Source organism: Acidovorax sp. (genome assembly GCF_046294525.1).
GTDB lineage: Bacteria > Pseudomonadota > Gammaproteobacteria > Burkholderiales > Burkholderiaceae_C > Acidovorax.
Window position 1 is genome coordinate 23,465 of sequence record NZ_JBKBKQ010000029.1, and the last position, 13,853, is coordinate 37,317.

A 13,853-nucleotide genomic window follows, 5' to 3' on the forward strand; every position below is an offset into this window, starting at 1 on the left:
ACTGGGCCAGCGTGCGCGCGGTGTAGCATTGCCCTTTTGTCGTTGGGGTCTCGTGTGAACGCGCCCCGGCGACCCCGCCCCGGATTTTCTGAACAGTCTGACACCCCCATGCTGCCGACTCTGTTGCATCCTCGCTGCCCTGCCGTACCGGGCCAGGCACTGGAGTGCGTGCCGCTGGGGCCCCGGGCCGCCTGACGCCATGCAGCCCGCGCAAGCCACCGCAGAAGCCGCCCGGCTCAACGCTCTGCAGTCTTACGCAATCCTTGATACCCCTGCCGAAGACGGCTTCGACCAGCTGGCCCTGCTGGCAGCGCGACTGTGTGCCTGCCCCATGGCGGTGGTCAACTTTGTGGACAGCGAACGCCAGTGGTTCAAGGCCTCCGTCGGCGTACCGTTTTCCCAGACCGACCGTGCCATTGCCTTTTGCGCCCACGCGCTCGACGGCAGCCGCGAGCCGGTGGTGGTGCCCGATGCCATCCAGCACCCGGTGTTTGCCACGAACCCGCTGGTGCTGGGCGAGCCCTGTGTGCGCTTCTACACCTGCGTGCCCCTGGTCAGCCCCGAGGGTTTTACGGTGGGCACCCTGGCGGTGCTTGACACCGTTCCCCGCAACCTGGGGCCCGAGCAGATCGAGGGCCTGAAGATCCTGGCCGACCAGGCCATGGTGCAGCTGGAGATGCGCCGCCAGAAGCGCGCCCTGGCCGATCTGGTGCAGGAACGCGACCGCATGCACGCCGAGCTGCTCAAGCAGGGGCAGGCGCTGCGCGTGGCCGGGCAGATTGCGCGCGTGGGCGGCTGGACGGTCGATATCGCCGCGTGCCAGCTCACCTGGTCGCAGGAAATCGCCGATGCCTATGGCCTGAGCCATCGCGTCTGCAGCCTTGCCGATGCGCTGCAGCTCTACACCCCGCCCCACCGGGAGACGATGCGCCTGGCCTTTGACGCGTGCATGGTCCGGGGCACACCGTTTGACGTGGAAGCCGAAGTGGTGATGCCCGGGGGCGCGTGCTACTGGGTGCGGACCGCGGGGCAGGCGGCACGCGGCGCTGACGGGCAGATCGAGCACGTGCAAGGGGCGTTCCAGGACATCACGGCGCAGTTCCAGGCGCAGCAGGCGCGGCGCGAGAGCGAAGAACGCTTCCTCCTGGTGTCACGCGCCACGGCCGATGCCGTGTGGGACTGGAACCTGGTGACCGACCTCATGTGGTGGAACGAAGGCATGCAGAACCTGTTCGGCGTGCCGCTCGACCAGCTGACGCCCGACAGCACCTCCTGGACGCTGCGCCTGCACCCCGAGGACGCCGAACACACCGTGCACGGCATTCATGCCGCCATCGACGGCACGGCCGACCACTGGTCGGCCGAATACCGCTTCCGGCGCCAGGATGGCAGCTACGCCTGGGTGCTTGACCGGGGCTTCCTGATCCGCGATGCCGACGGCAAGGCCGTGCGCATGGTGGGCGGCATGACCGACATCAGCGCCCAGAAGCTGGCCGAGCTGGACGCCCAGCGCGATGCACAGAACCATGCCGAGCTGCTGCAGGTGCAGCAGCTCATCTCGTCGATGGACATGCCCCTGCCCGAGGTGCTGCAGCTGGTCGCCAGCACCGTGCTGCGCCAGACGGATGCGCGCGGCGCGATGGTGGAGCTGCTGGAAGGCCGCCAGCTGGTGGCCCAGGCCTCGGCCGGCGACCATGTGCGGCCCGTGGGCAACCTGCTGGCGGTGGACGAGAGCCTGCTGTGGCCCGCACTCAGCCAGGGCCAGACGGTGGTGTGCAATGACACCGAAGCCGAGGGCTGGGACATGGCCTCCATGCCCCACCGCCATGGCGTGCGCTCGGTGATGGCCGTGCCGTTGCGTGCCGGCGAGGCGGTGGTCGGCTCGCTCAAGGTGACCTCTGACAAGGCCCACGCGTTTTCGCGGCGCGATGTGGCGCATCTGGAGATCCTCACAGAGTCCCTAGGGGCCATGGTGCAGCTGCGGCATGTGGCAGGCCAGCTCAAGGCGTCCGAGCAGCAGTATCGGATGCTGTTTGACGAGCACCCGCACCCGATGTGGGTGTACGACAAGGAAACCCTGCGCCTGCTGGCCGTGAACCAGTCGATGGAGATGCACTACGGCTACACCGAGGCCGAGCTGCTCAACATGCAGATGACGGACCTGTGGCCCGCAGAACGGCGCGAGGCCATGAAATCTGCCATCGAAGCCATTCCGATCGACCAGCGCAGGAAGCCCGTTGTCAGTCGCCACCTCAAGAAAGACGGCACGTTCATGGACGTGGAGATCACGGCGGGCGGCATCAGCTTTAACGGCCGGCCCGCGCGCCAGGTGCTGGCCACCGATGTGACCGAGCGCCTGCGCACCGAGCGGGAGCTGGCCCGCATGGGCCGCGCCCAGCGCCTGCTCAGCGCCTGCAACGAAACCCTGGTGCGGGCCACGTCCGAAACCGCGCTGCTGCAGACCATCTGCCAGATTGCCGTGGACATCGGGGGCTACCGCATGGGCTGGGTGGGTTTTGCGCTGGACGACGAGCGCAAATCCATTGTTCCCGTGGCCCACGCGGGCCACAACGAGGGCTATCTGGAAGCGCTGCAGCTTTCCTGGTCGGCCGACGACCCGTATGGCCGGGGGCCCGCGGGGGTGGCCGTGCGCACGGGCAAGCCCGTGATCGTGCAGGACATCCGCACCGAGGGCAATTTCGCTGACTGGACCGGGCGCATGCTGGACCACGGCTTTCACGGCGTGATCTGCCTGCCACTGCAGGACCGGGACCACGGCCGCGACCGCACCTTCGGCCTGCTGTACCTGTATGCCCCGGAGATTCTGCAGATCAGCGCGGACGAGGCAGCGCTGCTGCAGGAGCTGTCCAACGACGTGGCATTCGGCATCACCAGCCTGCGCACACGCAAGGAGCAGCAGCGGCTGCAGGCCTCGGTGCTGAAGGTTGCCGCTGCCGTATCGGCCAGCACCGGCACCGAGTTTTTTGTGCAGCTGGTGCGCAACATGGCCGACGCGCTGGGTGCGCAGGGCGGCTGCGTGGTGCGCCTGCTGCCCCCGGCCAAGGACCAGCCGCCCCGTGTCGTCACGCTGGCCGCCGTGCTGGACGGGCAGATGCTGCCCAACGACGAATACACCCTGGCCGGCACGCCCAGCCTGCAGCTGATGGCGCAGCGCGAATACGTGGTGACCGACAAGGTGCAGCAGCAATACCCCGACGCCCCCATGCTGCGCTACGTGGGCGCGCAAGCCTACGCGGGGCAGCAGCTGTGCAATGCCGATGGCGAGGTGGTGGGCATCGTGTTCGTGCTGTTCCGCCAGCCGCTGGCAGAGACGGGTTTCATCACCTCCACACTGCAGATCTTTGCGGCGCGGGCTTCGGCCGAGATCGACCGCCAGCTGGCCGACGCCCGCATCCGCCACCAGGCCTCGCTGCTGGACAAGGCACAGGACGCGATCCTGGTGCGCGACCTCACGCACCGCATCATCTTCTGGAACAAGAGCGCCGAGCGCCTGTACGGATGGTCGCAGCTGCAGGCGCTGGGCCAGTCCATCGAAACCCTGCTGTACGACGACCCCACCCACTTCCGCCACGCCACGCAGGCCGTGCTGGACCACGGCGAGTGGACGGGCGAGATCGTGCAGCGCCACCGCGACGGCAGCACCATTGAGGTGGAGGGCCGCTGGACGCTGGTGCGCGGAGAGGACGGCAAGCCGCAGTCCATCCTGGCCATCAACACCGACATCCGCCAGCGCAAGGCCAGCGAACGCGAGATCCAGCGCCTGGCTTTCTATGACGCGCTGACGGGTCTGCCCAACCGCATGCTGCTCATGGACCGCATGGGCCACGCGCTGGGCAACGCGCAGCGGCGCCAGCAGGGGGGGGCGCTGCTGTTCATCGACCTGGACAACTTCAAGCAGCTGAACGACACCCTGGGCCACGACCAGGGCGACCTGCTGCTGCAGCAGGTCGCCCAGCGCCTGAACACCTGCGTGCGCGCCGTGGACACGGTGGCCCGGCTGGGCGGCGACGAATTTGTGGTGATGCTGGAGGAGCTGAGCCCCAAGCCCCACGAGCTGGCGCTGCACGCCAGGGGCGTGGGCGAAAAAATCCTGGCCATGCTGGCCGTACCGTACGCGCTGGCGGGCTACCAGTACCGCAGCACGCCCAGCATCGGCATCGCGCCGTTCACGGGCGCCACCACCAGCGTGGGCGAGCTGCTCAAGCAGGCCGACTTGGCCATGTACCAGGCCAAGACGGCCGGCCGCAACACGCTGCGCTTTTTTGACCCCGACATGCAGGCCGTGGTGACCACGCGCGCCGCGCTGGAGGCCGACCTGCGTTCTGCCTTGGTGCAGGACGAGTTTTTGCTGCACTTTCAGCCGCAGATGCACCAATCCGGCCGCTGCGTGGGCGTGGAGGCCCTGGTGCGCTGGGCCCACCCGCAGCGCGGCATGGTGTCGCCCGCGCAGTTCATTCCGCTGGCCGAAGAGACCGGGCTCATCCTGTCGCTGGGCCGTTGGGTTTTGCACAACGCGTGCAAGCTGCTGGCCAGCTGGCAGGACGACCCGGCCCTCGCCCACCTCACCATGGCGGTGAATGTGAGCTCGCGCCAGTTCCGCCACGCCAGCTTTGTGGACGACGTGGCCCGGGTGCTGGCCATCACCGGCGCGCCCTCGGGCCGGCTCAAGCTGGAGCTGACCGAAAGTCTGCTGGTGGAAGACATGGAAACCACCATCGCCACCATGGAGGCCCTGCGCAACTACGGCGTCGGCTTCTCGCTGGACGACTTTGGCACAGGCTATTCCAGCCTGAGCTACCTGAAGCGCATGCCACTGGACCAGCTCAAGATCGACCAGAGCTTTGTGCGGGACCTGCTCACCGACCCCAACGACGCAGCGATTGTGGACACCATCATCGGCCTGTCGCGCAGCCTGGGGCTGGAAGTGATCGCCGAAGGCGTGGAAACCGCCGAGCAACGCGAACTGCTGGCCGAAGCGGGCTGCATGCTGTGCCAGGGCTACCTGTTCAGCCGCCCGCTGCCTGCGGACGCGCTGGAGGCCTTCCTGAGGACGGCTGGCGGGTAGGGCTGCCCGCAGCGGGTGCGGAAATGCTCCACCCCGCCTCCCCAGCCTGGTCCGCTGCTACGCCTTCACTTCAACCACCGGTGCGAAGCCGCCGAAGATCATGCGCTTTCCGTCGAAGGGCATGGGCGGATTGCCGGGGGTGGACGGATCCATGCGCGGGTCCTCCATCATCTTCTTCATGCCCGCGTCGCGGGTGGCCTTGTCAGGCCACTCCACCCATGAAAACACCACCGTCTCCTCGGCCGTGGCCTGCACGGAGCGGCGGAAGTCGGTGACCTTGCCGTCCGGCACGTCGTCACCCCATGCCTCGATCACGCGCAGCGCGCCCAGCTCGATGAAGATGGGGTCGAGCTTGCGCGCGTGTTCGATGAACGTCTCTTTGTTGGCGGTGGGGACGGCGATCACAAAACCATCGATGTAAGACATATCTGGACTCCTGTGCGGTTGAACATGCGAAGCGCGCCCGCAATGGGCGCCTCCTGTTCACACGACGAACGACGGTATGCCGGATCGACAGCGGCACCCACTACCAAATGTTTCTGGGCTCAGGTGCACAGCAAACACCGGCAACTTGGCGCTTGTTACCGGACCGGACTTCTCCCCTGTCTTCTTCTTATGTCTTCTATAAATACATAGTCGTAGTAGTAGAGGCCACCCAGCAGTGTGGACAACTGCTTTTTCGCCAAGCCTGGCAAGCACTTGCGCGCGCCACAACCCTGTGCATGCCACCCGGCTGCCACTGTCGCTGCCCCGGGGACAAAACAGTGGTGACCGCTTTTTCTGTGGACAACTGCCCGGTTGTGCCAGATTTATCCCCAATCTTGCACACCGCAGGATGCAGCACCAATTTTTTGCATAAAAGTCGGCTCTAGCGCTTATCCAGAAAGCGCTAGCAGCTATCAAAATTGGAGCGTTGGTGCAGGATCGCGCCGTTCGGCCAGCCGCTGCACAGACGCAGGGGACGCGGGGCGCACATGCCGCAGTGCGCCGCCGCCGCAAAAACCCGCAACGCATGCTGACTTCTTCCAAGGCGCCGGCGCAAGAAATTTGGCCATTCTTTTTCCACACGGCCTCGGCCGAGTCCCGGTTTTGGGGTTTCGTGGTTGTGCTTTGATATTGATATATATAAATAGCAGTAGTAGTAGAGCAAGCCGACTTCTGTGGACAAGCCTGTTTTCTTCAATGCTGGCAAGGATTTGCGTTGCGCCAAACTGTGTGGGGCGCACCCCGGGGATCTGCGGGCCAGGGGTACAACAACTTTGCGATCCCGCATTCTTCTGTGGATAAGTGGGCGCTTGTGCCAAAAGAAACCCCAGGTTTATCCACAGGCGTGCTGTGTCAGTCCTGATTGACGCGACCTGTGCAGGCTCCGGGCATGAAAAAGCCCGGTGTCCTGGGCAGGGCACCGGGCTTAGGGTGTGAGGCCCCTGGTAGCAGGGGCGTTGGCGGTTCAAGCGGGCCGGGCGGCTCAGCCCTGGGCGCCGCGCTTGCCGTGCGGGTGGCCACCGCCGTGGTCGCCGTCGCGGTGCATGCGGGGGCCACCGCGGTGGGTTTGGGCATCAAAGGTCTTTTGCTGCTCTGGCGACAGGGCGGCGTAGAAGGCCTTGGTGGCCTCGCCGCGGCGGTCGGCCTCGGCGGCGTGCTGGGCGCGCAGGGCCCGCATGCGGTCGATGCGCTCGGGCGTGGTGAGCTGCGCCATGCCTTGGCGGTCCAGGCGGGCGGGGCGCTCGCCGGGTTGCATGGACGTGGTGAAAGCGGTCCAGGCAGGTTCTTGCGCGGGTGTCAGCTGCAACTGGCCTTTGAGGGTGGCCAGGCGTTCTGCACGGTGCTGGGCGCGTTTTTCAGCGCGTTGGGCGGGGTCGCCCTTGGCGCCCTTGTGGTGGCGTGGCGCGGCTTCAGCAGCGGTGGCACCGGCCGCGGGCGGCGTGGCGGGGGCGGGCTGTGCCAGTGCGGGCAGGGTCAGGGCGGCCAGTACGGCCGTGGCGGCCAGGCGGCGGTGGAGGCGAGAAAGTGGGAAAGCCATGGTGCAGGTCCTTTCGCAGGAGGGTGGATCAACCCGCCGGAACGGTTGTTCCGGCGATTGAGGTTGAGTGTCTGCCCCGCGTGTATCGCCGCCGTGCGTGTTGGATGTGGGTGTGTAAAGTTGTGACAAGAAGCTGCGGGGCTGGCGCTGCAGATTTTGAGTAAAAACAGGCTTTAGCGATTGATGGAAAAGCGCTGGCAGCTACTGATTTGATAGTAAATGCGCGCCTGAAGTGCCGCTGCCGTACCCGGGTGCGCATGGCCACCGGCCCCCAGCGCCGACAATGCGGCATGGCCGGGCGCTGGTCCTGGCAGATTCTTTTTTTTCAGACTCCCCCAACAAAGGTTTTGTCCGTGTTCAAGAACATGATCGTGTACCGCATTGCGCCGCAATGGCAGGTTGAACTGACGCAAGTGGAAGAGGCCCTGGCCAAGACGCCGTTCAGCGAATGTGGCGCCACGCAGGAAAAGTCCCTGGGATGGGTGCCGCCGCGCGGCGAGGAGCATGGACCGCTGGTGGAGTCGGTGGGTGGCCAGTGGATCCTGCGCTTCATGGTCGAGTCCAAGGTGCTGCCCGGCAGCGTGCTGGCGCGCAAGGTCAAGGAAAAGGCCGAACGCATCGAAAAGGAAACCGGCCGCAAGCCCGGCAAGAAGGAGAGCAAGGAGCTCAAAGACGAGGCCAAGCTGGATCTGCTGCCCATGGCGTTCACCAAGCAGGGCTCGATGTGGGTGTGGATCGATACCGCCGCGCGCCTGCTGGTGCTGGACACCTCCGCCCAGGGCCGTGCGGACGAGGTGGTGACGCTGCTGATCGAGTCGCTGCCCGGCCTGTCGGTGTCGCTGCTCAACACCCAGACCAGCCCGCAGGCCGCGATGGCCCACTGGCTGAAAGAGCAGGAGCCGCCCGTGGGCTTTACCGTGGACCGCGAGTGCGAGCTGAAAAGCGCCAATGAAGAAAAAGCCGTGGTGCGCTACGCCCGCCACCCGCTCGACATTGAAGAAGTGCAGGCCCACATCGACGCCGGCAAGCTGCCCACCAAGCTGGCCCTGACCTGGGACGACCGCGTGAGCTTCATGCTGACCGAGGGTCTGCAGATCAAGAAAGTGTCGTTTCTGGATACGGTGTTTGAAGGTACCAAGGCGGACGACGGTGGTTTTGACACCGACGTGGCGATTGCCACAGGCGAACTGGTGAAGCTGATTCCGGACCTGATCGAGGCGCTGGGCGGCGAGGCGGAAAGCGGCGTGGCCAGCGCGGCGCAGGCAGTGGCCGCAGAGGCATCATCACCGGCCGGAGGCCTGGCGGCGGCCCAGCCTGCACCGCCCAAGGGCAAGGACGTGGTGGGCCGCGCCATCACCGGGCCGGCGACGGCACCGGTGGACACCGATCCCGAATCGGCACCGTTCTGAACACGCGGGTGCCAGCGGCGCCTCAAGCGCCGTTGCGCGCCTTTTGCACCGTGCCTGCCACCAGCGTGGCCAGCTGTTGTACATAGGGGTCGTCAATGCCCAGCACCGCGCACTGGGCCGCCAGCTGGTCGAGGTAGTCACGGTTGCTGCCGATGCGGCCGCAGGCCCGGGCAATGGTGTCGGCGGTCTGCCGCAGGGTGAGGTTGCCGCGGTAGTGGCGGTGGGTGGTGTTGGCCGTCAGCACCAGCGCGCTGGCCAGCGGGCCCTGCGGCGTGTGCAGCGGCATCAAGGTGGGGCAGTAGGCGCCGGTGATCATCTCGCGGCGCCACAGCATGCGGGATTCGGCATCCACCCACACGGCGGGGATGCGGAAGACCAGGCCCTCGCACACCGCTGCGTCGCGCGTGCTTTGAGGCGCTGGGTCTGGCTGCAGCGTCAGCACCAGCCCGGGGCAGTCGGGCGTGCCCCGGCCGATGGAGGTGCTGAGAGCAAAGCGGCGCGCAAAACCGGGCAGGCTGGCGCGGCGCACCTCGTCGAAGTGGAACCCAGGGTTCCACATCAGCGATCCGTAGGCGAACACCCACAGGTCTTGCTGCTGCGCAGTGACGGCCGCCAGGACCTCGCAGCGCGAGCGTTCCACGTCCGCGTCGGGCAGCCGCCAGTCGGCCGGCAGGCCTTGGCAGCGCGCCTGGGCGTCCCATTCGGCCAGCACATCGTCGGTCAGGCGCAGGCCGGAGGCGTGGGCGGGCGTGAGCCGGTGCTGCAGCTCGGGCACGTGGACAAAGGCGTGGTGGGACAGGTTCATGGCGCGGTTGTGCGAGAGCGGCGTTGTGCTTGTCTGCTGGTTGATGGCTATTGGCTATTGGCTATTGGCGCGCCAGGTCAAACACCAGCACCTCGGCCCCGGCGCCATGGGCCAGCACCAGCTGCGTTTCGCCGTCCAGCAGCGCGCCGTCGCCGGCCGACAGACGCACGCCGTTGATCTGGAGCGCGCCCTGCGCCACGTGGACATATGCGATGCGGTCGGGGTGAAGCGGCAGCGTGGCACTTTCAGTATCGCCATCGAACAGGCCGGCCCACAGGGATGCGTCCGCATTCATGCTGAGCGAGCCGTCGGTGCCGCGCCGCGACACCAGCTGCACCAGGCGGCCCCGGCGGTCTGCGGCGGGAAAGTGCCGGGTTTCGTAGCTGGGGCGGATGCCGGTGAACAGCGGCTTGAACCAGATCTGCAGGAAGTGCGTGTCCTGGTCCTGCAGGGCATTGAATTCGCTGTGCCGCACGCCCCAGCCCGCACTCATGCGCTGCACATCGCCGGGGCGCAGGATGCCGGTGGGCGTGGGCAGTGCCGGAGTGGGCGAAGGTGCAGAGGCCTGCTTTTGCGGCACATCGTCTTGGTGGGCCAGAGCGCCACTGAGCACATAGCTCACGATCTCCGCGTCGCGGTGCCCATGCGTGCCAAAGCCTTTGCCCGGCGCAATGATGTCTTCGTTGAGTACCAGCAGGTTGCCGTGGCCCTGGTGGCGCAGGTCGAAATAGCTGCCAAACGAGAAGCTGTGGGCGCTGTGCAGCCACCCGGTGGAGGTGCGGCCCCGGTCGGAGGCGGCGCGGACGGTGATCATGGCAATGGGCTGGGATGTGGAGGCAAGCGTTGCGCGGCGGGGCGTGGGTCAAACGTGTGCCGGTCGCGCACTGGCATGGTCTGAACTGTAGGGCGAGCGCGCGGGCAGATAAACCGGGCGCGGGCCAACGCAGTGTTCTGGATTTGGACCCAATCCAGGGGCCACGTGACTGTGGCGGTTACCTGGGCAGTGCCCGGGCCGCGCGCTAACGCCCTGCAAACAAGGGGCTTTGGCGCTGGTGGAACGCTTCGACGCCGCTGCGGAAGTCTTCGGTGCCGGCGCACTGCACAAAGGCCTGCTTTTCTGCCTCCAGCTGCTCGGGCAGCGTGCGCTGCAGCGACTCGCGCATCAGGCGCTTCATCGCGCCGTAGGCGAGGGTGGGCCCGGCGGCCAGGCGCTGGGCCAGGGTGGTGGTGGCACCGTCCAGTTCGGCGGCAGGCACGATGCGGTTGATGAGGCCCAGGCGCAGCGCGTCGTCGGCGGTGAAGGCTTCGCCCAGCAGCGCGATCTCCAGCGCCTTGCGCACGCCCACCATGCGCGGCAGCGCCCACGAGGCGCCCACGTCGCAGCTGGTGCCCAGGTTGATGTAGGCCAGGTTCAGGCGTGTGCCTTCGGCGGCGATCACGTAGTCGGCCATGAGCAGCAGGCTCAGGCCCGCGCCAGCGGCCACACCGTGCACTTGCGCAATGACGGGCGCGTTCATCTGCGCCAGCAGGAGCAGTGCTGCGTTGAGCGGCGTGAGAATGTCGATGGCACCCTGCACGGGGTCGGCGCGCAGCGTGGCCAGGTCGCCACCGGCCATGAAACCCCGGCCGTTGCCACACAACACCACTGCGCGCACGGCAGGGTCGGCGGCGATGGTCTGCACGGCGGCGAGGACGGCGTTGGCCATGGGCACGTCGATGGCGTTGAGCGCATCGGGCCGGTTGAAACGCAGCGTGGCGATGGCGCCGTTTCGCTCCAGCAGCAGGGGAGCGGTCGGGTCGGCGGCGGTGGTCTTCATGTCAAATTGGCCTCTAGCGCTTGCTATATAAGCGCAGATAGCTCCTGTTTCGATAGTAATCTACGTGGCAAGCGGTGAGCCCCGGGCTAGTGGTACAACGCCTCGATCTCGGCCGCATAGGTCTTGTAGATGCTGGAGCGGCGCACCTTCATGGTTGCGGTCACCTCGCCGTCGTCGTGGTCCAGCTCCTTGGTGAGCAGGTGGAACTTGCGGATCTGCGAGACCTGGGCGAGGCGCTGGTTGCCCTGGCTGATTTCGGCATCGATGAGGCCACGCACCTCGGGGTGCTCCACCAGCGAGCGAAAGTGCGTGAACGGAATGCGCCGCGCCTCGGCCCACTTGCCCACGGTCTCGTAGTCGATCATCACCAGCGCGCCGACGAACTTGCGGCCTTCGGCCACGATGATGCATTCCTTGATGAAGGGGCTGCCCTTCATCGTGTTCTCGATCTCGGACGGGGTGAGGTTCTTGCCACCGGCCGTGATCATGATGTCCTTGAGTCGGTCCACGATCTGGATCTGGCCTTGCGATTCACGCACCACGTCGCCCGTGTGCAGCCAGCCGCCCACGATGCTGCTGGCCGTGGCCTCGGGGTTCTTGTAGTACCCCGCAAACACCATGTCGCCTTTGAGTTGCAGTTCACCGTTGTCGGCAATGCGGTGCGTGACACCTTTCGTGGGCACGCCCACGGTGCCCACCACCACATGGTCCAGACGATGGCCCGTGACCATGCCGGTCGATTCGGTGAGGCCATACACCTCGATGAGCGGCACGCCCAGCACGCGGAAAAAACGGACCACGTCGGGCGGAATGGGCGCGGCGCCGGTGAGCGCCACATGGGCATTGCGCAGGCCGATGAAGTTCTGCAACGCGCGGAACATCAGCCAGTAGCTGGCGGCATACGTGAGCTTGTCGGCAGCGCTCCAGGCACTGCGCGGCTTTTCGGCGAGTGGCTTGCAGGCGTTGTAGGCCTTGTGGAACAGCGCGCGGCGCAGGCCACCGGTCTCTTGCAGCTTGATGTGGATGGCGGCGTGCAGCTTCTCCCAGATGCGGGGCACGCCCAGGAACATGGTGGGAGCGACCTCGCGCAGGTCCTCCTGCACGGTGCGGATGGACTCGCCAAAGTTCACTTGCGAGCCGATGTACACGGGCACAAAGCTGGTCAGCATCTGCTCGGCCACGTGGCACAGCGGCAGGTACGACAGGTGGGTGGTACCTTGCGACAGCTCCAGCCGGTCCACGATGCCGGGCACCACGCCCCGGATGTTGCGGTACGAAATCATCGCGCCCTTGGGCTTGCCGGTGGAGCCCGAGGTGTAGATCATCAGGCCCACATCGTCGAGCCGCTGGCGCGTCAGGGCTTCGTCGATGATGGCTTGTTGGCCCGACGCTGCGCCCAGCTGTTCCACCTCGTCAAAGGTGGTGATGAACTGCCGCACCTCGGGCGCAAAGCTGCGCAGGCCCTTGGTCTCCATGACCACGATCTTTTTCAGGCGTGGCAGATCGGGCAGCGCGGCCAGCAGCTTGTCGGTCTGTTCCTGGTCTTCGCAGACCATGATCTCGATGTCGGCATGGCCCACCACATAGGCCACCTCGTTGGTGGGGCTGGTGGGGTACACGCCCACGGTCACGGCGCCCACCAGGCCCGCGCCCATCTGGGCCAGCACCCATTCAATGCGGTTCTCGGAGATCACGCCCACATGCCCGCCCGCAGGCAGGCCCAGAGCGCGCAGGCCCAGGCCGAAGTGGCTGGCGCGCTGGTGGTACTGCGCCCAGGTGAAAGGCTTCCAGATGCCGAAGTCCTTTTGCCGGATAGCGATGCGCTGTGCGTCGGTGCGCGCGCGATCACGCAGCATCTGGGGCAGGGTGAGGTCGGGGAGCGTCATGACAGCCATCTTTTGCGGCGCTTGTAATGCTTGATCTCTTTGAAGCTCTTGGCCTCGCCGCCACCACCCATGCCGAGGTAGAACTCGCGCACGTCCGGGTCATTGGCCAGGCGCTCGGCCGTGCCGTCGATCACGATCTTGCCGTTCTCCATGATGTAGCCCCGGTGCGCCACGGCCAGGGCCACGGTGGCGTTCTGCTCCACCAGCAGCATGCTGGTGCCCCGCTCGGCATTGATGCGCGCGATGATGGTGAAGATGTCTTCGACCAGCTTCGGAGAAAGGCCCAGCGAGGGCTCGTCGAGCAGGATGAGCTGGGGCTGTGCGATGAGCGCCCGGCCAATGGCCAGCATCTGCTGCTCGCCACCCGACAGATAACCGGCCAGGCCCTTGCGCCGCTCGTGCAGGCGCGGGAAGTAGCTGTAGACCAGGTCGAAGTCCGGCGTCGCATCCTTGCGCCCCGTGAGCGCATAGGTGGCGGCCACCAGATTCTCTTCGACAGTAAGGTCTTCAAACACGCGGCGGCCTTCCATCACGTGGCTCAGGCCGTTGCGCACCAGCTGCTGCGGGGCCATGGCGGCCGTGGGTTGGTCGTTGAAGTGGATGCTGCCGCTCTCGACCACACCATCCTCCAGCGCCAGCAGGCCGGAGATGGCCTTGAGCGTGGTGCTCTTGCCCGCCCCATTGCTGCCCAGCAGCGCCACGATCTGCCCCCGTGGCACGGCCAGCGACAGGCCGCGCAGGGCCTGCACCACCTTGTTGTAGATGACCTCGATGTTGTTGACTTCGAGGACGTTGGCCGGGGTTGGCTGGGTCATGGCAACAGCAGG

The 13,853-nt window shown here is 66.4% G+C and carries 9 protein-coding genes; 2 read left to right on the forward strand and 7 right to left on the reverse strand.

Translation table 11 applies throughout. The features are described 5' to 3' along the window. Positions 1 to 199 precede the first annotated feature (199 nt). Complete coding sequence (locus tag ACK4HJ_RS19845) at positions 200 to 5,086, forward strand: EAL domain-containing protein (protein WP_409834761.1); 4,887 nt, start codon at positions 200 to 202, stop codon at positions 5,084 to 5,086. 57 nt (positions 5,087 to 5,143) lie between these two features. Here ACK4HJ_RS19845 and ACK4HJ_RS19850 read toward each other — a convergent pair whose 3' ends face one another. Both ACK4HJ_RS19850 and ACK4HJ_RS19855 read right to left on the reverse strand, forming a co-directional pair. Then, complete coding sequence (locus tag ACK4HJ_RS19850; RefSeq protein WP_409834762.1) at positions 5,144 to 5,512, reverse strand: DUF1428 domain-containing protein; 369 nt, start codon at positions 5,510 to 5,512, stop codon at positions 5,144 to 5,146. A 1,042-nt stretch (positions 5,513 to 6,554) separates the two neighbouring features. Beyond that, positions 6,555 to 7,109, reverse strand: a complete 555-nt coding sequence (locus ACK4HJ_RS19855; protein WP_409834764.1) for a Spy/CpxP family protein refolding chaperone — start codon at positions 7,107 to 7,109, stop codon at positions 6,555 to 6,557. Positions 7,110 to 7,462: 353 nt separating this feature from the next. Between ACK4HJ_RS19855 and ACK4HJ_RS19860 the strand changes: the two genes are divergently transcribed. Beyond that, positions 7,463 to 8,518: a recombination-associated protein RdgC gene (locus ACK4HJ_RS19860; protein WP_409834766.1), complete on the forward strand. Its 1,056-nt coding sequence runs from the start codon at positions 7,463 to 7,465 to the stop codon at positions 8,516 to 8,518. A 22-nt stretch (positions 8,519 to 8,540) separates the two neighbouring features. On the opposite strand, the gene ACK4HJ_RS19865 is transcribed toward ACK4HJ_RS19860, so the two are convergent. The 5 genes from ACK4HJ_RS19865 to ACK4HJ_RS19885 all read right to left on the reverse strand — a co-directional run bounded on the left by ACK4HJ_RS19865 (position 8,541) and on the right by ACK4HJ_RS19885 (position 13,841). Continuing rightward, positions 8,541 to 9,323, reverse strand: a complete 783-nt coding sequence (locus tag ACK4HJ_RS19865) for a gamma-glutamylcyclotransferase (RefSeq protein WP_409834768.1) — start codon at positions 9,321 to 9,323, stop codon at positions 8,541 to 8,543. Positions 9,324 to 9,384: 61 nt separating this feature from the next. Beyond that, positions 9,385 to 10,137 (reverse strand): pirin family protein, encoded by a 753-nt coding sequence (locus tag ACK4HJ_RS19870; protein ID WP_409834770.1) that lies wholly within the window; start codon positions 10,135 to 10,137, stop codon positions 9,385 to 9,387. A gap of 205 nt (positions 10,138 to 10,342) precedes the next feature. Beyond that, on the reverse strand, positions 10,343 to 11,140 hold the full coding sequence (locus tag ACK4HJ_RS19875) for an enoyl-CoA hydratase/isomerase family protein (RefSeq protein ID WP_409834772.1): 798 nt from the start codon (positions 11,138 to 11,140) through the stop codon (positions 10,343 to 10,345). An 86-nt stretch (positions 11,141 to 11,226) separates the two neighbouring features. Further along, positions 11,227 to 13,026 (reverse strand): AMP-dependent synthetase/ligase, encoded by a 1,800-nt coding sequence (locus ACK4HJ_RS19880; RefSeq protein WP_409834773.1) that lies wholly within the window; start codon positions 13,024 to 13,026, stop codon positions 11,227 to 11,229. Next, positions 13,023 to 13,841 (reverse strand): ABC transporter ATP-binding protein, encoded by an 819-nt coding sequence (locus ACK4HJ_RS19885; protein ID WP_409834775.1) that lies wholly within the window; start codon positions 13,839 to 13,841, stop codon positions 13,023 to 13,025. The genes ACK4HJ_RS19880 and ACK4HJ_RS19885 overlap by 4 nt, the downstream gene beginning before the upstream one ends. Positions 13,842 to 13,853 lie beyond the last annotated feature (12 nt).